The following is a 21,977-nucleotide window of genomic DNA, read 5'->3' as shown; positions in this document are numbered from 1 at the left end:
CCGAAGTAGCTCGGCATTGATGCAGTTGCGTTCCTGCATTGCCGTCCTCCAGCCATTCCCAAGCCACGAGGCATTTCCCGATGACCCGATTCTTTCTCTCGCCCCGGTCCTTCCTCTCGCTTTGCCTCGCCTCCACGGCGCTGGCATCGTTCTCCGCTGCTGCCCACGCGGCTCCTCCCGGCTACGACAAGATCGACACCGTCGTCGTCATCTACGCCGAGAACCGCAGCTTCGATAACCTCTACGGCGGCTTCCCCGGCGCCAACGGCCTGGCCAACGTGTCGCCCGACCAGGCGCGTCAGCTCGACCGCGACGGCAAGCCGCTTTCCGAACTGCCGCCGGCCTGGGGCGGCTTGACCGGCAAGGGCGTCACGCCGGCGGTGACGGAGGCGCAGAGCGCGCATCTGGCCAACGCCACCTTCGCCATCGACGATCCCAAGGGCTTCAACGAGGGCACCAACGTCGTCACGCACGACCTCTGGCACCGCTTCTACCAGGAGCAGATGCAGATCGACGGCGGCCGGAACGACAAGTTCGTCGCCTGGGCCGATTCCGGCTCGCTGGTCATGGGCCACTATGACGGCTCCAACCTGCCGATGTGGGCGATCGCCAAAAAATACGTGCTGGCGGACAATTTCTTCCAGGGCGCCTTCGGCGGCTCCTTCCTCAACCACTTCATGCTCGCTTGCGCCTGCGCGCCCTACTATCCGAATGCCGACACCAGTCCGGTGAAGGGCCAGATCGCCGTCGTCGAGCCGGATGGCGTGACGCTGAACCCGGCCGACAACTCGCCCGCCTCGGCGCTGGGCGGCGTGCCGAAATTCGCCAATGACGGCGCCATCACGCCCGACTTCTACGCCGTCAACACCATGCAGCCGCCTTACCAGCCGAGCGCCAACAAGCCGGCCGAGGGCGGCGACAAGACGCTCGCCGATCCGGCGCAGCCGACCACGCTGCCGCCGCAGCACGAGATCACCATCGGCGATCTCCTGACGCTCAAAGGCATTTCCTGGGCCTGGTATGCGGGCGCCTGGCAGGCGGCGCTCGACGGCAAGAACGCGACGCCCGTGCCTAACTTCCAGTTCCACCACCAGCCCTACAACTATTTCGCGGCCTATGCCCCGGGCACGGCCGCGCGGGCCGAGCACATCAAGGATGGCGGCCTTGACGGCGTGGAGTTCATCAAGGCGATCGACGACGGCAAGCTGCCGTCCGTCACCTTCTACAAGCCGCAGGGCAACCTCAACGAACATGCCGGCTATGCCGATGTGACCTCGGGCGACCAGCACTTGGCCGACCTCGTTTCGCATCTGGAGAAGAGCCCGCAATGGGCCCATATGCTGGTCGTCATCACCTATGACGAGAATGGCGGCTTCTGGGATCACGTCGCGCCGCCCAAGGCCGACCGCTGGGGCCCGGGCAACCGCATCCCGGCCTTCATCATCTCGCCCTATGCGAAGATGGGCACGGTCGACCACACCCAATACGACACGACCTCGATCCTGCGTTTCATCACCGCCCGCTACGACCTGCCGGTGCTGCCGGGCATCGTCGCCCGCGACAAGGCGCTGCGCAACAACGACCAGCCGCCGATGGGGGATTTGACGGCCGCGCTCGATCTGACGAAGTAGCGTTTCAGAACTGGGTTCCTCTCCCCCGCCAGAGGCGGGGGAGAGGTGTCCGCGAAGCGGACGGAGAGGGGGCCTTCGTAGGGCGCTCCCCCTTTCCGTCTCGGCTTAGCCGAGCCACCTCTCCCCCATTTCATGAGGGCGAGGAAACGCCAATCGCCCACGGCCTGCCTCGGCGATTGCCTCAGTGAATTCCCGTCCGCTATCAATGTCTCCGAATTGGAGACCACGCGATGGCAGACCTGAAAGTCAGAACCCGAAACGCCGGCGCGCTCGCCGTCCTGCCGCCGGGCGGCCTGCCGGTGGTCACGACACCGACCGGCGGCACCGTCGATGTGGTCACGCAGGTCAGCGCGTCCGGCTTCAGCCCGCTCGACCTGCTCTACGCCTCGCTGGCTGCCTGCATGGTGCTCAGCGCCCGCATCGCCGCCACCCGCCTAGGGGTCGCCGACCGGATGGGCGAGGTGAGGGCGGATGTGAACGGCGACAAGGCGAAGGACGAGCCGTCGCGGCTGGAAACCTTCAATATTCGCCTGACGATCGCCGGAGACCTCGATGCCGCGACGAAAGAGCGGATCCTGGCGGATGCCGAGGATATCTGCACCGTCTCAAACACGCTGCGCGGCGCGCCGGCACTTCACGCGACGCTCGGGTGAGACCGATGGCGCATCTTTCGCCGATCGACTACGCGACCGCTTCCGTCGAGATCCGCGCCGAGCACGACCGCGAGCTCGCGCTGCGCGGCCGCATGACCAATATGAAGCGCATCCTGCTCCACTCGCCGGCCGCGCATCGCATCTACGCCGAATGGTTCACGCTGCGCGACCTCTTGCGCCCCACGCTCGATGACCGCGCCATCTGGCTGTTTTCGAAGGCGATCGCCGAAACGATGCGCGCCGAGATCCCGGTGACCTTCTTTCGCCGCGCGCTGATCGAGAACGGCCTCGATCCGGAGGCGATTGAGCCGTCGACCGACGAGGCGCTGCTGATCGGTTTCGGCAAGGCGGTTGCCGCCGACGCCAATGCCGTCCCGGACGAGACCTGGGCCGCGCTCAAGGCGCGCTATGACGAGGCGTTGCTGGTCAATCTCGTTGCCTTCGCCGGCATCATGGTGGCGACGTGTGTGTTCACCAATGCGGTGAAGGTGGACCTCGATCCGGAGCTGGAGGCGTATCGCCAGCAGTGAAGCTGCTGATCTCCCCCGCAAGGACGGAGATTGGCAGCTCGATCGCCTCGCCACTTTGCCATGAATCGGGTGGTTTGGCCCCGTCGCTCGCCCCATCTTCGGGCAAGCAAGCGATGGAGCCAACCCATGACCATCCATTCCCTGAACACCAAACGCGCCAGCCGCTCAACCGAAGCCCGCGTCGCCGCGCAGGATTGGCGCGTCCTGGTCACCGAGCTCAACGTCAATGGCTGCGCCGTCATGCCGGACCTGCTCGCGCCCGAGGAATGCGCCGACCTCGCTGCGCTCTATCCGCATGAAGAGTATTTCCGCAGCCATGTGGTGATGGCCCGCCACGGCTTCGGCAAGGGCGAATATCGCTATTTCCGCTATCCGCTGCCGGACCTGATCGAGGGCCTGCGCACCGCGCTCTATCCGCGCCTCGCCACCGTCGCCAATGACTGGAACGAGAAGATGGGCGTGGCGCAGCGTTATCCGGCCGAACACGCCGCCTTCCTGAAGCGCTGCCACGACGAAGGCCAGGTGAGGCCGACGCCGCTTCTGCTGCAATACGGCCCCGGCGACTTCAACTGCCTGCATCAGGATCTTTACGGCGCACTCGCCTTTCCGCTGCAGGTGGCGGTCCTGTTGTCCGAGCCGGGTGAGGATTTCACCGGCGGCGAATTCGTGCTCACCGAGCAGCGCCCGCGCATGCAAAGCCGCGCCGAGGTGGTGCCGCTGAAGCGCGGCGATGCGGTGATCTTTGCGGTTCACAACCGGCCGGTGCAAGGCACGAAGGGGTACTATCGCGTCAACCTGCGCCATGGCGTGAGCCGCTTGCGGTCGGGGCGGCGGCATACGGTCGGGATCATCTTCCACGACGCGAGGTGAGTAGGCAGTAGGCAGTAGGCAGTAGGCAGTAGGCAGTAGGTTACGTCGAGGCCGAGAAGCGATGAGGGGTTCCTTTATCCCGCGCATTCGATTATTGGCCCTACTCCCTACTCCCTACTCCCTACTCCCTACTCCCTACTCCCTACGAGCCCATGATCCGTCTTGAAAATATCGGCAAGCAGAACGGCCGGCAGATCGTCTTCATCGAAGCCTCGGCCGCCTTGCAGAAGGGCGAGAAGGTCGGACTGGTCGGCCCGAATGGCGCCGGCAAGACGACTTTGTTCCGCATGATCATCGGCCAGGAGCAGCCGGACGAGGGACAGGTCTCGGTCGATCGCGGCGTCACCATCGGCTATTTCAGCCAGGATGTCGGCGACATGGGCGGTTTGAGCGCCGTGGCAGAGGTCATGGAGGGCGCAGGGCCGGTCAGCGCGGTGGCCGCCGAGATGCGCGAGCTCGAACACGCCATGGGCGATCCCGACCGCGCCGACGAGATGGATGAGATCATCGAGCGCTACGGCGAGCTGCAGCACCGCTTCGAGGAGCTCGACGGCTATGCGCTCGACGGCCGCGCCCGCGAGGTGCTCGACGGCCTCGGCTTCAGCCAGGAGATGATGGACGGCGATGTTTCGAAACTCTCCGGCGGCTGGAAGATGCGCGTCGCGCTGGCTCGCATCCTGTTGATGCGACCCGACGTGATGCTGCTCGACGAGCCGTCGAACCATCTCGACCTCGAAAGCCTGATCTGGCTGGAGAAATTCCTGAAGGATTACGACGGCGCGCTGCTGATGACCTCGCACGACCGCGAGTTCATGAACCGCATCGTCAACAAGATCATCGAGATCGACGCCGGCGCACTCACCTCCTATTCAGGCAATTACGAATTCTATCAGGAGCAGCGCGCGCTGGCCGACAAGCAGTTGCAAGCGCAGTTCGAGCGCCAGCAGGCGATGCTGGCCAAGGAAATCGCCTTCATCGAGCGTTTCAAGGCGCGCGCTTCCCATGCCGCCCAGGTGCAGAGCCGGGTGAAGAAGCTCGACAAGATCGACCGCGTCGAACCGCCGAAGCGCCGCCAGACGGTGGCCTTCGAGTTCCAGCCGGCGCCGCGCTGCGGCGAGGACGTGGCGACGCTGAAGGGCATCCACAAGGCCTATGGCAGCCGCAATATCTATTCGGGCCTCGACTTCCAGATCCGCCGCCGCGAGCGCTGGTGCGTGATGGGCGTCAACGGCGCCGGCAAGTCGACGCTTCTGAAGCTGGTCGCCGGCGCCTCCGAGCCGGACGAGGGCTCCGTCGCGCGCGGCCCGAGCGTCAAGATGGGCTATTTCGCCCAGCATGCCATGGAACTGCTCGATGGCGAGCGCACCGTCTTCCAGACGCTGGAGGACTCGTTTCCGCAGGCCGGTCAGGCGCCGCTGCGCGCGCTTGCCGGCTGCTTCGGCTTCTCCGGCGACGAGATCGAGAAGAAGTGCCGCGTGCTGTCGGGCGGCGAGAAGGCGCGGCTGGTGATGGCGCTGATGCTGTTCGACCCGCCCAACCTGCTGGTGCTCGACGAGCCGACCAACCACCTCGACATCACCACCAAGCAGATGCTGATCGAGGCGCTGGCGCAATATGAAGGCACCATGCTCTTCGTCTCACACGACCGCCATTTCCTGGCGGCACTCTCCAACCGTGTGCTGGAACTGACGCCAGACGGCATCCACACCTATGGCGGCGGCTATACCGAATATGTCGCGCGCACCGGCCAGGAAGCGCCGGGGCTGAGAGGGTAGGCGGCAGGGCCGGCCTCGGCCGACAGCGCTTCATCTGGCGTCAGAGCGCGTCGTAGACGGCGTCGATCAGGGCCTTGCGGCGCGGGTCCACATCGTCGAACCCCACCATGCGATTGGCGACATAGCCGAACCCAACGCCGGCGCCGGGGTCGGCAAAGCCGATGGCGCCGCCCCAGCCGGTATGGCCGAATGTCTGCGGCGATGCGCGGCGGGCATAGACAGGATCCTCGATCTGATAGCCGGCGGCGAAGGCGGCTGGCAGCGCGAAGCTGTCGTCCATGCCGCGAAAGCGCGGCCTCGCGGCTTCTTCGATCGCCGCTCGGCCGATCAGGGGCTTGCCCTCGAAGCTCCCGCCCGCCGCCATCATGCCGTAGATACGCGCCAGCGCGTGCGCCGTTGACTGGCCGTTGCCGCCCGGCACCTCGGCGGCGCGCCAGGCGCGGTCGTTGGGCGCCAATGCGCGGGGCGTTGGGTTGTCGCATGCGTGGGGAAAGGGAGAAGCGCGCACGAAGTCGACCCAATCGGACGTCTTCGGGCCCTTGATCATCTCGGCGGCACGGGAATCCTGGGCTTGCGGCAGGCCAACATGGAAATCGGCCCCAAGCGGGACTGCGATCTCTTCCGCGATGAAGCGGCCGATGCTGCGCCCGTCGACACGCCGCAGCACCTCGCCGGCAAGATGGCCGTAGGTCAGGGCATGGTAGACACAGCGGCTGCCGGGCTCCCATAGCGGCGACATGGTGGCAAGCGCGTCGGCATAGGGCACCCAGGCGAGCAGGCCAGCCTCATCCATCGGCACGGCGAGACCGTTCAGCCCGGACTGGTGCGACATCACCTGGTCTAGCGTGATGTACTCCTTGCCGCCCGCCGCGAATTCCGGCCAATAGCGCGCCACCGGTGCGGCATAATCCAGCTTGCCGCGCTCCACCAGCATCGCGATCGCCAGCGCCACGACGCCCTTGGTCGAAGACCAGACGTTGGGTGCGCGCGGCATCCGCATGGCCGCCCCAGAGATCGACGACGGTCCTGCCGTGGGCCACGACCGAGACGCCGCCGCCATGCTCGAGGCCTTGAGCGAAACACCAGGCGAACGCATCGCGCACTCCGGCAAAACGCGGATCGCAGACGCCGTCTATGGTCATGCGCGAATTCCCACCAAATGCGCCTCAACCGAACAGCTTGGTCACAAAGCCGCTGAACCAGGCAAGCTGCGCTGCGTGGTGGGCCGCCATCAACCTGTCCTGTTCGTCCCGGTCCTGCGCGCCGAGCGTTCCGTAGGGCGCGCCTTGCCGTTCCTGCCAGCGCCGAAAGCCGGCCGGACCCTGCTCGGCATGGAATTGCAGCGCATAGGTCTTATCGCCGATCCGGAACGCCTGGTTGGGGAACGTGTCGCTCGAAGCGAGATGCACGGCGCCGGCCGGCACGGCGAAAGTATGAAAATGGTTCTGCGGCAGGAAGAGCGGCCGGTCGAGGAAATCGCCGGCTTCGGCTGTCGGCGTGATCTCGAAATAGCCGAACTCCCGGATGCCGCTTTCCACCGGCCCGACATCGGCGCCGAGATGCCAGGCGATCTGCTGCGCGCCCTGGCAGATGCCGAGCAGCGGCAGGTCCTTGTCCAGGCAATGCTCGATCAGCGCGGCTTCGTCGTTGAGGAACGGGTGTATGTCGGTGTCGAAGACATTGAACGGACCGCCATAGATCACCGCTCCATCGACGGACCCGAGGTCGATCGGATCGCCCTTGAACGGCATCGCGGTCGTGATCGCATGGCCGTTCGCCTCAAGCGTCGTCTGGACATGATCGTCCCCCGGTTCTTCCGAGTGCCTGACCAGAACAATGCGCTTCATAGGAACACCTGCCGCTCATGCCGTGGGAATACGATAAAGCTAAGCGGGCTGCCGAAAATGTGCCAGCGCCCAGTTCCGACTGGACGCCGGCAGGCCGCGCAGCGCGGCGCCGGGGGGCTCACCCTCTCGCCAACCCGCGATCGATCAGTCGCGCCAGGCGCGCCGAGAAGGCCTTGGCGTCAGCCGGCTTGTCGCCGTCGAGCACGCGCGCCTCGTCGTAGAGCAGGTGCGCTGCGTCTTCCTTGAACGCTTTTTCTTCGTCGCCGAGCTTTGCCAGCGCCGCCACGCGCTCATGGCGCGGGTTGATCTCGAGGATCGGCTTGGCGGCCTTGTCGAGCCGGCCGGCGGCGTTGAGCAGACGCTCGAACTGGCGGTCCGGGCCATGCTCCGGCGCGACCAGGCAGACGGCGCTTTCGGTCAGCCGGTCGGAGGCCTTCACGTCCGACACCTCCTCGCCGAGCGTGGTCTTCACGAAGGCAAGGAACGTCGCGATGTCGGATGGCGTCTCGGTGTCCGGCTTTGCTGCGTCCTCGGGCAGCGCGACATCGGCAAGCTCGGCCGCGCCCTGCGTCACCGACTTGAACGGCTTGCCGTCGAACTCCGGCGCCATCGTCACCCAGAAACTGTCGACCGGGTCGGTGAGCAACAGCACCTCGATACCGCGTGCGCGAAAGCCTTCCAACTGCGGCGAGGCCTCCAGCCGGGCGCGGTCGTCGCCGGCCATGAAGAAGATCGCCTTCTGGCCTTCCTTTATCGCTCCAACATAGTCGGCAAGGCTGCGCCAGCCTTCGCCTGAAGTCGTCGAACGGAAGCGGGCAAGCTTCAGCAGCTGCTCGCGCCGCTCGTAGTCCTCGTAAAGCCCTTCCTTCAGCACGACGCCGAAATCTTCCCAGATTTTGGCGTAGGCTTCGGCATCGTTTTCGGCCGTCTTGGCGAGGTCGCCGAGAACGCGGTTGGTCACGCCCTTGCGGATCGCTGCGAGCAACGGGCTTTCCTGGATCATCTCGCGCGACACGTTGAGCGGCAGGTCGGCGGAATCGACCAGGCCGCGCACGAAGCGCAGGTAGCGCGGCAGCACGTCGGCGTCGTCGGTGATGAAGACGCGCCGCACATAAAGCTTCATGCGGCCCTTGCGGTCCTGGTCGAACAGGTCGAACGGCCGCGATCCCGGCACGAAGGCGAGCACGCTGTATTCCTGCCGGCCCTCGGCGCGGAAATGGATGGTCGAGGCCGGCTCGTCATACTGGCCGGCGATGCTGCGGTAGAAGTCGGTATATTCCTCCGGCTTGATCTCGCTCTTCGTGCGCACCCAAATCGCCGTGCCGTCGGCGATGTCGCGCGGCTCGGCGCCGGGTTTCTCGACAAGCGTGATCGGCACGGGCACATGGCCCGACTGCGACTTCGCCAGGCCCTCGAGCCGGTAGGGCGTGGTGTAGGAGGAGGCGTCCTCCATCAGATGCAGCACCACGCGCGTGCCGCGCTTGGGTGCTGCCTCGAGCGGCGCCGGCGCTATCTCGTAGGTGCCCTTGCCGTCGGACGACCAGCGGAAGGCCTCCTCGCTGCCGGCCTGGCGGCTGATGACGTCGACCCGGTCGGCGACCATGAAGGCGGAATAGAAGCCGACGCCGAACTGGCCGATGAGCTGCGTGTCTTCCGCCGCCTTGCCGGCCTCTACGCGCTCCAGGAAGGCGCGCGTGCCGGAGCGCGCGATGGTGCCCAGCGCCTCCGCCATCTCGTCGCGGCTCATGCCGATGCCATTGTCCTCGACGACAAGGTCTCTGTTGTCCGGGTCGGCGGCGATGGTGATGCGCGGCTTGGCATCGTCGCCCAGAAGCTCGGGCCGGCTTACCGCCTCGAAGCGCAGCTTCTCGCAGGCGTCGGCCGCGTTGGAGATCAGCTCGCGCAGGAAGACGTCACGGTCCGAATAGACCGAATGCACCATCATGTGCAGCAGCCGCGAGACGTCCGCCTCGAATGTCCTGGTTTCCGTATTCTGATCCGTCATCTCGACTTTCCCAAATCTCCACTCTGCCTGACGCGCCAGAGGCGTTTCAGGGATTCATCCCACGATTGTTCAATTGTGCCGCGGCCCGGGCGGGACCGGCTTCGGCAGGACAATATCGGGATGCGAGGGGAAGGCAACAAGAGGCGGCGAGAGGTATGTGGAAAGCCGACTCCATCGAACGCTCTGCGATCGGGTCGGCAGGGGGACTCTGTTTTTAGTGCTCGTTTGTGGCTTTGAAAGTCTTCGCATCGCTCATGTGAATGATGACAAGCAGCTCGCTGTCTTTCCCTTTTGCTGAGCATGCTTTCAGCACCTGCCCTGAGAGAAAACTAACATATGTTAAGAGCGGAAGAAGGGATCACCTAGGGCGGAACCGCATAAGGTTGGGACCGGCGATAACCTTAATTCTGGTTTCCTTTGCCCAGGCTTCCCGAACCGAAGGTAAAGGGATAGATTAGCAATTCGTTAAGTACGCTTGGGGCGAGCGTAAAAGGTGTGTCGTCGATCGTAAGGAATGTGCCGTGATGAATTTCAAGTCTCTGATCAAGCGGGCCGAGGACGTCGATAAGGAATTTCAGGAACTCCAATCGGATCTGGCGGAAGCATTCGAGGACGTTCTTAAAGATGATGAACAGCAGCCCTCGGAGGACGATGCCGTTGCCGGCCAGGAACTGGTGGCAAGCGACGAGAATCCGCCTGCCGAAGAGCCGTCCGGCACAGCGACATCGCGGCTGACACCGCATACCCAGACGCGGCTGGCCGCGCTGGAGGCCGTCGCCGGGCTTTTCCGGGATGGCCAGAGCCATCTGCAGGAGATCGAGGCGAAGCTGGCGGAGATTGCCACCGCGCACCATATGACGCGCGAAGTCCTCAACGTGTTCCATCGCGACGTGTTGCGCTCCAACGAGCTGGAACTGGCAAACCTAGCCCTCACCACGGAACACAAAACGCTTTCAGAACAACTGCTTGACGCCGCCCGCAGGCAGCGCGAACGCGACGGCGCGGCCGAGGCGTGGCAGCAGCGCGAGGCGAGTCTCGTTCAGGACCGGGAGCAACTGCGCTCAGCGCTTGCGGCCGTGCGCCTGGAGCTGGTGGAGATGGGCAACGAGAGCACCAGGCGCGAGACGGAGTTCGGCGAGATCGCCAAGGCTCTGGCGGCCAAAACAGTGGAGCTCGACAGACGCGGCGCCGAGAACAAGCTGCTGCGCGAAAAGCAGGTCGGCCTCTCGGTCGATCTGGAGCAGGCGCAAAAGCGCGAGGCGGAGGCCCGGCACAGGTTCGACGAATTCGCGGCAACCCACGCCGGCGAAACCGCTCACATCGCCGAGCTGATGGCTCAACTCGGCAACCACGAAAAAGAGGAAACCCGACTACAGAAAACGCTGGAGGCAACGCAAACCAAGCTTGCCGAAACCGCCGAGATGGCGCGGATCGCCGAAAGCGACAGTGCCGCCGAACTGGCGCGCGGTCAGGCGGAAATGCGCGGTTTGCGTGCTGAGATCCAGGAACTGCAATCGCGCCTGGATCACGTCTCCGCCGACAACGACGAAGCCACGGCCGAGATCGCCAGGCTCAGGGCGCAGTTGAACGATGCCGTCACCGAACGCCAGATTGCGGAGGAAAGGCTCGCCGTTCTCAAGGACGAGAGCGAAACCGACAAGAAGAACCTGTCCGCGGTCAGCACCAATCTCTCACAGCTTTCGCTGCAGCAGGCGTCCGAGCAGATCCAGCTCGATATCCAGAAGCAGGAATGCGAGGATCTGCACGCCGAAGTCGAAGCGCTCAATGCCCGCATCCGGGAATTGCTGCCTTACGAGCGGCTGCATAGGGTGACCGACGCAAGGTCGCGCAAGGATGCCCCGCCTCAGGCCAATGGGATCATCGCGGAAGCGGGGCGCGCCACCGCCCGGCGTGTTGCTCGGCGCAACATGCGGGCAAACGGAAGCTGAGAAATCGCTGCGTAATTCCGGAGATCGCTCTGCCGGCTATTGCCCCGCCATGCCGTCGGCAAGATCCTGCGCCTGCTTGAGCAGCGCCGGGAAGGACGGGTCACCAGGCAGGCGCTGGGCCATGCAGGCGCGGTAGTCGGCGTCGCCCTTTTCCCAGGCGGCGTTGGCGGCATCGGTGGCGGTCGAGTCGTCCTGGTCCGCGCCATCATCGCTCTGCTGGGTTTTCTGCGCGGCGGCGTCGGCGGCTGCCCACAGCGAACCGCACGCCGCGATCTTCGGCACGGCGGGCGAGGCGGGCGCTTCGGCAATCAGCACGCGATCGCCCTTCACGACCGCCACGACGACGTGCTGGTCGTAGATCGGTCCGACATCCTGGGTCCAGCCACCGAGCCGGGCGACCGCCGCATCGGCGCCGTCGGGCTTCTTCAGCGAAAAATCGAGCGTGCCGGAGAATGCCGCGTCGCTGCCGATGGCCTGGGTGTAGAAACTGTCGAGCTTCAGCGCCGCGCCGATATCGGCGGGCAGCTTGAAATCTGCTTCCGTTTCGGCCGATTTGGATTTGAGCCAGCGCTCGGTCAGCCCGCGCGTCGAGACGACGATGCTCGGACCGTCGTCGCTCTGGGCATATCGCAGCCCGTCCAGCATGCCATAGCCGATGTCGGAAGCGTTGAGGCTTTCGATGTTCATGGTGCCCGTCGTTGGAAAGCCCTTGACCGCAAGCGGGCCGAGAATGGCGGCGAGACGCTGCTGCAGGTCGGCCAGCGCCTTCTCGTTCTGGGCATCGAGGGTTTCGATTGCGCTGTTCGCGCTTTCCTGCGCGGTGATGTCGGCAATCGCCTTGTCGCGCGCCGCGACGTAATCGTCTTCCGGCGAGGCGGCGAGCGCCGTGCTGCCCGCCAGTGCAAAGAGAAGCGTTAAAACCAACCGCATGCTGCACCCCAAGGTAACCCTTGCGAGCCATCGCCCGACTTGGCGGCTTTTGCGTGGCGGAAATCAAGGCAGCGGCAAATCTTTATTCCGCTTTGCGCTTCTCCACCTCGGCCTTCCGCAGCAGGAACCGCTGGATCTTGCCGCTTGGCGTCTTCGGCAGTTCGCTGACGAACTCGACCTCGCGCGGATAGGAATGCGCCGACAGCCGCTTCTTCACATGCTGGGCGAGTTCCTCGGCCAGCGCCTCGCTGCCCTTGAAGGCGGGCGCCAGCACCACGAAGGCCTTGACGACCTCGGTGCGCTGCGGATCGGGCACGCCGACCACCGCCGCCTCATTGACCGCCGGATGCTCGATCAGCGCGCTTTCGACATCGAACGGCCCGATGCGGTAGCCGGACGAGGTGATGACGTCATCGGCCCGGCCGATGAAGGAGACCGAGCCGTCCGGCTCATATTCCACCGTGTCGCCGGTGCGGTAATAGCCGCCCACGATCGCCGGCGTCTCGGCCTCGTGGTAGCCGCCGAACCAGCGCAGCGGCGATCTGGCGATATCGACCGCGAGCACGCCCGGCTGGTTGGGGCCGAGCTCGTTGCCTTCGTCATCCAGCACCACCATGCGGTATCCCGGCATGGCGAAGCCGGCCGAGCCTGTGCGCACGATATGCGCCAGCCCATGATGGTTGTTGACCATCATGCCGTTCTCGGTCTGGCCGTAATGGTCGTGGATCGGCGCGGCGAGGTTGGCGTCGAACCAGCGGATCACTTCCGGGTTGAGCGGTTCGCCGGCGCTGCTCACCACGCGCAGCCTGCCTTTGACGCGCGCCGCGGCCTCGGGCCCTTCCGCCATCAGCAGGCGATAGGCCGTCGGCGAGCCGGCGAGGCTGGTGACGCCCAGGCGCTCGATGATGTCGTAGGTCGATTGGGCGTTGAAGGCGCCTTCATAGAAGGTGGTGGCGATGCCGAGCTGCAACGGCCCCGTGATGGCGTAGTAGAGCCCATAGGCCCAGCCGGGATCGGCGATGTTCCAGAAGATGTCGTCGGGCGTGAGCCCGATCGCGTCGCGCATATAGGCGCCGAAGGCGAGCAGCGCGCTGAGCGGCACCGGCACGCCCTTCGGATGCCCGGTGGTGCCGGAGGTCGACATCATCATAAACAGGTCCGGGCCCTTGCGCATCACGGGCTCGCAGTCCGGGGAGGCGGTCACGAGCGCCGCGCGGAAATCGATGTCGCCGGCGGGCAGCATGTCGCCGCGGCCAAGGATGGTGGCGATGCACGGACGGTTCTCCACCTCGTCGAGCTTGGCGCGGTTGGCGGGGTTGGTCACCACCAGCCTGGCCTTGCTGTAGCTCAGGCGATGCTCGACCGCCTTCGGACCGAAGGCAGTGAACAGCGGCTGGTAGACGGCGCCAACACGCCACGTGCCGAGGATCAGCGCCACCAGTTCGGGAATGCGCGGCAGCATGCCCGCCACGACACCGCCGGGCCGTACGCCAAGCTCCTTCAGCATTGTGCCGACGCGGCCGGACATGTCGGCGAGGTCGTCGAAGGAATATTCGCGCAATTCGCCGCCAGCCGAGATCGCGCGGAGCGCCAGCCGGTTCTCGCCGGTATAGCGGCCGCAGCATTCGACATAGGCGTTGATGCCGGTGGCCGGGTCGCCGTGAAGGCGCGCGATCTCGTCCTCGATGCGGAATTGCGCAACGGCATCCTCATAGCGCGGCCGCGCTGGCGTCTTGGTCATGGCAATCCTCCCTCGGCGGCGCATATCTCCCCGTGCCGTCGCCGCTGAAGGAGATTGCATGAAAAGAGGACGCGGGTCGATTGCGGCGAAAGTCGAGAGTGAGGCGACGACGGTTGCGCGAAGGAACGCAAGCTTTCGCCGCTCAAAGCGTTTCCAACCAGCAAGTTAGTGGCCAGCTAGCTTTGCGGCAGTTGAATTCCCTGCGCTTCCATGTGCCGTTTCCAGCGGCCGCGCAGCTCAGCCGGCCGGCAGCCGATGCGCTCGTCGAGAAAAGTCGCGGCGGATATCCGGTCGGTGCGGAAATGACGGAAATCCTGGCGCAGCTCGCACCAGGCGGCGAGCAGCCGCACCGTTTCGGCATAGCCGATCATCGTCGGCCAGACGACGCGCTCACTCTCGTCGCCCTGTTCGTTGCGGTAGAAGATACGGATCTTGTGGCCGTTGCGGATCGAGGCCCGCGCCCGCGCGATATCCAGCCCGTCGGGCAGGCTCGCGCGGCTGAGCGGCGCGCCGACGCTGGGCTGGCTGACGAAGGGGCGCAGCCGCTCGGGTACGACGGTGGTGATCTTGGCGATCAGGTCGCGCGCCGCGCCCGCCAGCACCGCATCGCCCTTGTCGGCCACCCATTGCGCGCCGAGCACCGCCGCCTCCAGCTCGTCCGGCGTCAGCATCAGCGGCGGCATGTCGTAGTCGCGGTCGAGCACATAACCGAGGCCGGCCTCGCCCTGGATCGGCACGCGCTGTCCGATGAGGTCGGCGATGTCGCGATAGACCGAGCGGCGCGAGATTTCGAGCTCTTCGGCGATCTGGCCGGCGGTGATCGGCCGGCTCGAGCGCCGCAGGATCTGGATGATCTGAAACAGTCTGTCGGCGCGGCGCAAGGCATGTCTCCTGTTGCCACTATGGTGGCAGCAGGCCTGGTCCACAAGTCGGGGCAGGGTGCCTGAACGGGCGCGTCGAGCCGCGAAGATTTCTTCGTCGGCCAGTCCACGGAGAAGACCAAATGAATTTCGTTTCGACCCGCATCATCACCACCGACGTCAAGCGGCTTGTCGCCTTCTACGAGACGGTCACGGGCATCAAGCTCACGCTCTACACCGAGGATTTCGCCGAGCTCGTCGCCGCGGCCGGCACGCTGGCGATCGGCAGCACGCGCACGCTTCTACTCTTCGGCGGCGACCATGTCGCTAGCCCCGCCGAGAACCGCAGCGCCATCGTCGAGTTCCGCGTCGCCGATGTCGATGACGCTTACCGTCGGCTGGGCGGTTTCATCGATGGCGCGCTGGTGCAGGCGCCCACCACCATGCCATGGGGCAACCGCTCGCTTCTGTTTCGCGATCCCGACGGCAATCTGGTGAATTTCTTCACCCCGGTGAAGGCTGAGGCGATCAGGAAGTTCGAGCGGTGAGGCAGATCGACAGGGGCGGGCGCATTTCGCCAGTGTTTCCCCTCCTGCCCATCCTCCAAAGCTGCTGCGGAGGATAGTTGTGCAAGGATTGGCCGCGTGCCCACCACCCTGTACTATGGCCTGGTAAATGCAGGGAGGGGAGGGCGCGCATGCGGCTTGATCGGAATCTCTGGCGTTTCAGGATTTGGGCCGTCGTCGCGGGGCTCGCACTTTGGCCCCATGCGGCGGCGGCTGACCCCATCACGCCCGAGCGGATCACTGCCGCGCTATCCAGGCTCGAAGTGCTGGCGCAAGGCGCCGTCGCCAATGGTGATGTTCCCGGCCTCACCATCGCCGTCGTGCACGACGACGAGGTGGTCTTTCTCGAGGGGTTCGGTCATCGCGAAGCCGGAAAGCCGGAGGCCGTCGATGCCGACACGGTGTTCCAGATCGCTTCGCTCTCCAAGCCGGTCTCGGCCACGGTCGTAGCCGCGCTGGTCAGCGACGGAGCGGTATCCTGGGATTCCAAGGTCGTCGACCTCGATTCGGCCTTCCGGCTTGCCGATCCCTATCCAACCAGTGAGCTCACCATCCGCGACCTGTTTTCGCATCGCAGCGGGCTTCCAGGCACCGCTGGAGACGATCTCGAGGACATAGGCTATGATCGCGACACGATCCTCCACCGCCTGCGCTTCGTGCCGCCATCGTCGAGCTTTCGCGCCGGCTACTCCTATTCCAATTTTGGACTGACCGAAGGCGCCGTCGCGGCCGCCAAACCGACAGGCAAGCCGTGGGAAGAAATCGCCGAGGAGAAACTCTACCGTCCGCTCGGCATGGCCTCGACCAGCTCCCGTCACGCCGACTTCATGAGGCGCGCCGATCGCGCCGCGCTCCACGTCAGGGTCGACGGCGCCTGGGCTGCCAAGATCAGGCGCGATCCGGACGCCCAAGCGCCTGCCGGCGGCGTCAGCTCAACCGCGCGCGATCTCGCGCAATGGGTACGCCTCCTGCTCGGCGACGGCTCCTATGCCGGCAAGACCCTGATTGCCGCCGATGCGCTGGACCAGACCCACGTGCCCTTGATGACGCGCGGCAAGAACCCGGTCTCCGGCGGCGAATCCTTCTACGGCCTTGGCTGGAACATCGAATTCGGCCGGCACGGCCTGAGCTGGAGCCATGCCGGCGCCTTCAGCGTCGGCGCCCGCACCCTGGTGACGATCTTTCCAAAGGAGAAGCTCGGTATCGTCATCCTCGCCAACGCCTTTCCGACAGGAGTGCCGGAGGGGCTGTCCGACAGCTTCGCCGATCTCGTCTTCGACGGTAAAGTCGAGAAAGATTGGATCGCGGCGTGGAACGGCATCTATGTCGGGCTGTTCGGCCCGATGATCGAGGCGGCCAAGGCCGCCTATGCTAGCCCGCCGTCCAGGCCGACCCCGTCCCGGCGCGCCGGCGCCTATGCCGGCCGCTATGCCAACGACTTCATCGGCGATGCCGTGGTGTCGGGCGCCGGCGAGGGCCTTGTGCTCAAGCTCGGACCGTCAGGGGCGCGATCCTATTCGCTGGCGCATTTCGACGGCGACCGCTTCATGACCTTCCCTGACGCGGAGACACCCGACAGGCCCGCCGGCGTCAGCTTTGCCGTCGGCCCCGACGGCAAAGCGTCGGCGATGACCATCGATTTCCTCGACGACAATCACATGGGCACGCTGCGGCGTATCCCCGATTGAAAGCGGTCGGGCGGTCAGGACGCCCGCCCGTACTGGAGCAGCGCGAAACAGTCGCCGCTGCCTGATTTCGACTGCGTCAGCACCGGCTTCGACCGGTCGAGCCATTGCTGGTGCGATTTGGCATCGGCCTCGATCTCATCGACCGGGACAGCTTTGACGAAGCCGCGCCCCTGGCTGAAAAGCCAGCAGGCCCGGGCCAGATGCCTTCTGGCGCGCTGGCGCAGCAAGTCGGCATCGTAGAAGATGTCGAGCACCTCCTGTTTGATCCTGCGTTCCTTTTCGGGATCGGCGACCCCTGTCTGCGCCGGCTCGCCGCCGATCGTCTGCTGCAGGTCCTTGTAGTCGAGCGCAAGCTGTGTGGTGGCGTATTTGATCTCGCTCTCGTCGCGCACGATGTCGAACCACAGCCTGGGATCAAGCTCATTGACGACGAAGGAGGATTCGAAATCGCGCGACAGGTTCAGTATTTCGAAGTCGCCAAGATCGACGTCGCGCTCGACCAGGAGGATCTTGGCCGCCTGTTTGCCGAGCTCTGTCCCCTGTAGGCTGACGGCGGTGTTGTTGCCGCCGAGATCGGGGCTGAGATACGGGCCACCCTCATCCAGCAGCTCGTCGAACTCATCGAGCGACTGCATGACCGGCGCGCCGCGGGCGATGCGCGCGGCGAGCTTGGCGAGCACCTGCTGCAGCTCGGTCTCGCGTTTGCGCTGGTCCTGGTAGTTCTGCTGGAAGAAGAAGATGAACAGCGAGACGCCGATGCCGATCAGGATCACCCCCAGCTGCGAGAAGACGTTGCGGTAGTATTCCAGCAGTTTTTCGCGGTGGCGCACGTCGTCGCGCACGCTGAGGGCTACGCGCAGATTGACGATCAGCGAGAGGATCAGCAGTCCCGCGCCGACCAGGATGAGACCGCCGATGAGGAGGTAGCCATGACCTGCGCTGAAATTCATCTGTGTCGCCCCGAAGCCCCTGAGAGCGCAGACTAAAGCTATTTCGCTCAAATACCTATGGTGCTGCTGGAGCCGCGACGTCGCTCGCCATTGACCCCGCCGTCGATCGGGCCGATATCCCGCGCGAATTGCCACCCGAGATCCCAATGACCTCAGACCTCAGAGAACCGGCCGCCGCGGGCGATCCTAATTCCGCCCGAAAAAATGGCGCCGCCTGGCAAGACGACGTCCGCGCCGGTGTGCGCCATGTCCGCGACCTCGCGTCCCTGCCGCTCTCGCCATCCGAGCGCGCCGCCGCGCAGGAAGCCGCGACCGCGCACAAGGTGCGCGTGCCCAAACCCTATCTCGATCTGATCGACTGGAACGACCCTGACGACCCGATCCGCGCCCAAGTGATCCCGTCGCCCGACGAACTGGTCGCCGCCGAGGGCGAGCTCGACGATCCGATCGGCGACCATGCCTTCAGCCCGGTGTCCAGGCTGACGCACCGCCATGCCGACCGCGTGCTTCTGTTCCCCACCTATCAATGCGCGGTCTATTGCCGCTTCTGCTTCAGGAAAGAGTCGCTGACCTCGATCGGCCGCGGCTATACGCGCGAGGCGCTGGAGCCGGCGCTGGCCTATATCGCCGGACACAACGAAATCCGCGAGGTGATCCTGACCGGCGGCGATCCGCTGTCGCTGCGCGACAAGGCGCTGGCCGAAATCCGCGCCCGCCTGGAGGCGATCCCGCATCTCAGGCTTCTGCGCATCCACACCCGCGTGCCGGTGGCGCTGCCGTCGCGCATCACACTCGGCCTGGTCGAGGCGCTGCATGGCCGGCTGATGGTGACTGTTGTGACCCACTTCAACCATCCGCGCGAGCTCACCGCCGAAGCCGAGGCGGCCTGCCGCACGATGCGGCAGGCGGGCTTCGTGCTGCTCAACCAGAGCGTCCTGCTGAAAGGCGTCAACGACAAGGTCGAGGTGCTGGAGGAGCTCTGCCGCGAGCTGATGTACCGGCTGGGCGTAAAACCCTATTATCTGCACCACGGCGACCTCGCGCGCGGCATGGCGCACCGCCGCACCACGATTGCCCAAGGCCAGGCGCTGGTCGCCGAACTGCGCCGGCGCCTCTCTGGCATCTGCAACCCGACTTATGTCATCGACCTGCCGGATGGCGGCGGCAAGGTGGCGCTGGCGGCGAGCCATATCGAGGGCCGCGAAGGCGATACCTGGCGGATCAGCGGCCAGGACGGCAAGGTGCGGGAGTACAAGGAAGTGATTGTCTAGACCGCCACGATCTGCGTTGCCGGCGTTCGGCGACTGCGCGTGCCCGCCCGACTTTGGCCCCCATTGCGCAGCACAAGGAACTCCATCCCGCGCCCTGCATTCTATGAGAGGGAGCTGAAGGAGCGTCGCGTGAAGGCTTTGTTGGGAATTGCCGGCGGCTTCGTGTTGACCCTGGCCGTGTTTGCCAGCGGGCTTGCCTTCGCCACCTGGCTGCTCGCCGCCAAGCCGGTGCGGCAGGCAACGCCTGCGATCGGCGTTTCCGAGCTCTGGACGAAGGATGCCCAGCCGGTCGATCGGCAGGAACAGAACCTTCAACGCATTCCCGCCCGACAGGTAGTGGCTGCGCCCGCCAAGACTGGCGAGCCGGCCAAGACGGATAGCGGAACGCAGACGGCGGCGCTTGGCGGGGCCACGGCGCCTCCTGCGGCGCCGCCACTGCAGCCATTGCCCGACGTCTCTGGCCCGGGCCAGCCAGCGCCCGACGCCGGCGTGGCCAAACAGCCGGCGACAGTCGATCAGCAGGCGCAGCAGCAGCAATTGCCCGTCGCCCACTTGCAATGGTGCGCCACCCGCTATCGCAGCTACCGCCCGGCGGAAAACAGCTACCGCTCCTACAGCGGCGAGCTGCGCCCCTGCGTCTCACCCTATTACGATCCCGGCGACGGCCGCACCGCCTCGACGGGCGCAGGCCAGAATGACCAGACAGCAGCGAGCGATCGCCAGAACGCCATGCCTGACGACCGGACGAGCGACGATCAGATGAGCGACGACCAGGCCGAGATGGAAGGCTACGCCCCGTCGGCCGACGGCTACGCCACCACCTATGGCGGCCCGCCGGAAGAGATTTCGCCCGAGGCAGAGGCCGCCCGGGAACAGGCATCGGGTCGCCCGGTATCGGGCGACCACGTCGACTACTGCTTCAGCCGCTACCGCTCCTACGACCCGCAGGACAACTCCTACCAGCCCTTCGACGGCGGTCCGCGCCGCCAGTGCGAGTAGGGGAAGAGTCGCACTCCGAAAGGCTAGGGCCGCCAACCTCACCCTACGACCTTTCCCGGATTCATCACATTACCCGGATCGATCATCTCTTTGATCGCCTTTGCCAAATCCCGCTTCACCGGGTCCGCGTGCCGCTCATAGGCGTCGCGCTTCTCCAGCCCGACCCCGTGCTCGGCCGAGAATGAGCCGCCGGCCTCGCGCAGACCCTCGTAAAGCACGTCCTCGATCGCCGCGTGCCGCTCATGCGAGACCGGCCCGTCGCAATTGATCGAGATGTGCAGATTGCCGTCGGCGAGATGGCCGTAGACGTATGGTGCATAAGAGGCGTCGAGCGTCTTCAGCCCCGCCGCGATGCGCGCCACATATTGATCCAGCCCGCCGCCCGGCACGGACACGTCGAAGGAGGGCGCCATGGGATGCGCGCGCTCAATTTGCTCGGTCTCCTCGCGCAGCCGCCACATCGCGGCGGCTTGCGCCTCGGAGCTCGCCACCAGCCCGTCGATGATGCCGGCCTCTTCCCAGACCGCCGCCAGCCCGTCCTCCAGCACTTGTCGAGCCGCCTCGATGCTGTCGGCGCCGAGCCCCAGCACCAGAAGGCAGGGCGCGTCGAGGGGCAGGCTGCCTGGCGCATAGTTCAGCGCCCGCTGCATGAGCGAAGCGAAATTGCGCCACAGGATCTCGGCGCCGGTGAGCCGGGCGCTGGTCGAGCCCAGAAAATGCCGCACGATGCGCTGCGCGCTGGCGGCGTCCGGCACGCCGACAAGCGCGGTGGCGCTGGCGCCGGCAACCGGATCGAGCCGCACCGCCACGCGGGTGACGATGCCCAGCGTGCCCTCCGCGCCGATGAAGAGATGTTTCAAATCATAGCCGGCGCTGGTCTTGAGCACCCGGGTGAGATCGCAAAACACCCGCCCGTCCGGCAGCACGGCTTCCAGGCCGAGCACGCGGTGGCGCATCGTGCCGTTGCGAAACGCCATGATGCCGCCGGCATTGGTGGAAACCATGCCGCCGATCGTGGCGCTGCCGCGCGCGGCAAGGTCGATGCCCGGGTCCAGCCCATGCCGGGCCGCCGCCTCCCGCAGCGCGCCGAGCGTCACGCCCGCCTGCATGATCGCCACGCGCGCGAACGGGTCGATCTCCTCGATCCGGTTCAGCCCGCCGAGATCGCAGATCACCTGGCCGGAGCAGGTCGCCGCCCCGCCCGCCAGCCCCGTGCGCCCGCCTTGGGCAACAAGGCTGATGCCATGCTCCGTGCAGAACTTGACCAGTGCCGCAACACCCTCGACATCGCGCGGCCGCACCAGCGCCGAGGCGCCGAAATTGCGGGCATCGAAGCCGGGATCGCGCGACGCGAGCTCGGCGGCGTTCCAGATGGTCGAGGTAGCACAGGCAATGCGAAGGGAGGTGATGAGGGCTTTGTCGTCGCTCACGCTGGCTGGCTCCATCCAGGAATCCTTACCCTATAGATGCAGCAAAGCATGTGAGTCACCCGCCTTGGCGGGATCAGGATGTCCTGTGAGCGTCTTCCCGTCGTTTGACGTCTTGGATGTTCAGTTCGACAACCAGCTTTTCGGCGCGGCGTGTCCTGATGCCGACCATGATCTTCTGCTCGACCTCGGCAGGTTGGCCGGTGAAGATGTCGAAGACGGTCCAGCTGTTTGGCCGGTCCATTCGAAGCGCGTAACGGTTTGCCATGCTCACATTCCTTTTCG

General features: G+C 65.6%; 19 protein-coding genes. 10 read left to right on the top strand and 9 right to left on the bottom strand.

All coding sequences use genetic code 11. From position 1 onward, the window contains the following. Positions 1-80: 80 nt before the first annotated feature. From FJ414_RS14085 to FJ414_RS14065, 5 genes are all read left to right on the top strand, one after another. On the top strand, positions 81-1,631 hold the full coding sequence (locus FJ414_RS14085; protein ID WP_140644982.1) for an acid phosphatase: 1,551 nt from the start codon (positions 81-83) through the stop codon (positions 1,629-1,631). Positions 1,632-1,861: 230 nt separating this feature from the next. Next, on the top strand, positions 1,862-2,284 hold the full coding sequence (locus tag FJ414_RS14080; RefSeq protein WP_140644981.1) for an OsmC family protein: 423 nt from the start codon (positions 1,862-1,864) through the stop codon (positions 2,282-2,284). Positions 2,285-2,289: 5 nt separating this feature from the next. Beyond that, positions 2,290-2,814: a hypothetical protein gene (locus FJ414_RS14075; RefSeq protein ID WP_140644980.1), complete on the top strand. Its 525-nt coding sequence runs from the start codon at positions 2,290-2,292 to the stop codon at positions 2,812-2,814. 126 nt (positions 2,815-2,940) lie between these two features. After that, positions 2,941-3,684, top strand: coding sequence for a 2OG-Fe(II) oxygenase (locus tag FJ414_RS14070; protein ID WP_140644979.1), 744 nt, complete (start codon positions 2,941-2,943; stop codon positions 3,682-3,684). Between the two features lie 152 nt (positions 3,685-3,836). Continuing rightward, the gene (locus FJ414_RS14065; RefSeq protein ID WP_140644978.1) at positions 3,837-5,459 is read left to right on the top strand and encodes an ABC-F family ATP-binding cassette domain-containing protein; all 1,623 of its coding nucleotides are present in this window, start codon (positions 3,837-3,839) and stop codon (positions 5,457-5,459) included. Positions 5,460-5,499: 40 nt separating this feature from the next. On the opposite strand, the gene FJ414_RS14060 is transcribed toward FJ414_RS14065, so the two are convergent. From FJ414_RS14060 to htpG, 3 genes are all read right to left on the bottom strand, one after another. Continuing rightward, entirely contained in the window at positions 5,500-6,453 is a 954-nt protein-coding gene (locus FJ414_RS14060) for a serine hydrolase domain-containing protein (RefSeq protein ID WP_246672393.1), read from the bottom strand. 172 nt (positions 6,454-6,625) lie between these two features. Further along, complete coding sequence (locus FJ414_RS14055; RefSeq protein ID WP_140644977.1) at positions 6,626-7,306, bottom strand: glutamine amidotransferase; 681 nt, start codon at positions 7,304-7,306, stop codon at positions 6,626-6,628. 118 nt (positions 7,307-7,424) lie between these two features. Then, a complete protein-coding gene (htpG, locus tag FJ414_RS14050; RefSeq protein WP_140644976.1) occupies positions 7,425-9,311 on the bottom strand; it encodes a molecular chaperone HtpG in 1,887 nt (628 codons plus the stop codon). A gap of 524 nt (positions 9,312-9,835) precedes the next feature. Here htpG and FJ414_RS14045 point away from each other — a divergent pair. Continuing rightward, positions 9,836-11,260 carry a hypothetical protein gene (locus FJ414_RS14045; RefSeq protein WP_140645015.1) on the top strand — a complete coding sequence of 475 codons (1,425 nt, stop codon included), beginning with the start codon at positions 9,836-9,838 and terminating at the stop codon, positions 11,258-11,260. Positions 11,261-11,296: 36 nt separating this feature from the next. Here the strand turns inward: FJ414_RS14045 and FJ414_RS14040 are convergent, their stop codons facing one another. From FJ414_RS14040 to FJ414_RS14030, 3 genes are all read right to left on the bottom strand, one after another. Continuing rightward, positions 11,297-12,190 (bottom strand): hypothetical protein, encoded by an 894-nt coding sequence (locus FJ414_RS14040; protein ID WP_140644975.1) that lies wholly within the window; start codon positions 12,188-12,190, stop codon positions 11,297-11,299. A gap of 82 nt (positions 12,191-12,272) precedes the next feature. Next, the gene (locus FJ414_RS14035; protein WP_140644974.1) at positions 12,273-13,931 is read right to left on the bottom strand and encodes an acyl-CoA synthetase; all 1,659 of its coding nucleotides are present in this window, start codon (positions 13,929-13,931) and stop codon (positions 12,273-12,275) included. 176 nt (positions 13,932-14,107) lie between these two features. Then, on the bottom strand, positions 14,108-14,812 hold the full coding sequence (locus tag FJ414_RS14030; RefSeq protein WP_140644973.1) for a YafY family protein: 705 nt from the start codon (positions 14,810-14,812) through the stop codon (positions 14,108-14,110). 122 nt (positions 14,813-14,934) lie between these two features. Here FJ414_RS14030 and FJ414_RS14025 point away from each other — a divergent pair, with 122 nt between their 5' ends. Both FJ414_RS14025 and FJ414_RS14020 read left to right on the top strand, forming a co-directional pair. Beyond that, entirely contained in the window at positions 14,935-15,339 is a 405-nt protein-coding gene (locus FJ414_RS14025) for a VOC family protein (protein ID WP_140644972.1), read from the top strand. Positions 15,340-15,488: 149 nt separating this feature from the next. Continuing rightward, the gene (locus FJ414_RS14020; protein ID WP_140644971.1) at positions 15,489-17,045 is read left to right on the top strand and encodes a serine hydrolase; all 1,557 of its coding nucleotides are present in this window, start codon (positions 15,489-15,491) and stop codon (positions 17,043-17,045) included. Positions 17,046-17,059: 14 nt separating this feature from the next. On the opposite strand, the gene FJ414_RS14015 is transcribed toward FJ414_RS14020, so the two are convergent. Then, a complete protein-coding gene (locus tag FJ414_RS14015; protein ID WP_140644970.1) occupies positions 17,060-17,995 on the bottom strand; it encodes a hypothetical protein in 936 nt (311 codons plus the stop codon). A 146-nt stretch (positions 17,996-18,141) separates the two neighbouring features. On the opposite strand from FJ414_RS14015, the gene FJ414_RS14010 reads away from it, so the two are divergent. After that, the gene (locus FJ414_RS14010) at positions 18,142-19,266 is read left to right on the top strand and encodes a KamA family radical SAM protein (protein ID WP_140644969.1); all 1,125 of its coding nucleotides are present in this window, start codon (positions 18,142-18,144) and stop codon (positions 19,264-19,266) included. A gap of 129 nt (positions 19,267-19,395) precedes the next feature. Further along, positions 19,396-20,265: a BA14K family protein gene (locus FJ414_RS14005; RefSeq protein WP_246672392.1), complete on the top strand. Its 870-nt coding sequence runs from the start codon at positions 19,396-19,398 to the stop codon at positions 20,263-20,265. A gap of 38 nt (positions 20,266-20,303) precedes the next feature. On the opposite strand, the gene FJ414_RS14000 is transcribed toward FJ414_RS14005, so the two are convergent. Then, positions 20,304-21,695, bottom strand: a complete 1,392-nt coding sequence (locus FJ414_RS14000) for an FAD-binding oxidoreductase (protein ID WP_181181614.1) — start codon at positions 21,693-21,695, stop codon at positions 20,304-20,306. A 73-nt stretch (positions 21,696-21,768) separates the two neighbouring features. Further along, positions 21,769-21,960 (bottom strand): hypothetical protein, encoded by a 192-nt coding sequence (locus FJ414_RS13995; protein WP_140644967.1) that lies wholly within the window; start codon positions 21,958-21,960, stop codon positions 21,769-21,771. Positions 21,961-21,977 lie beyond the last annotated feature (17 nt).

The sequence above is a fragment of the Mesorhizobium sp. B3-1-6 genome, assembly GCF_006439555.1.
Taxonomy (GTDB): Bacteria; Pseudomonadota; Alphaproteobacteria; order Rhizobiales; family Rhizobiaceae; genus Mesorhizobium.
Note: the sequence above shows the minus strand (reverse complement) of the source record. Positions and strands in the feature narration are given on the sequence as shown.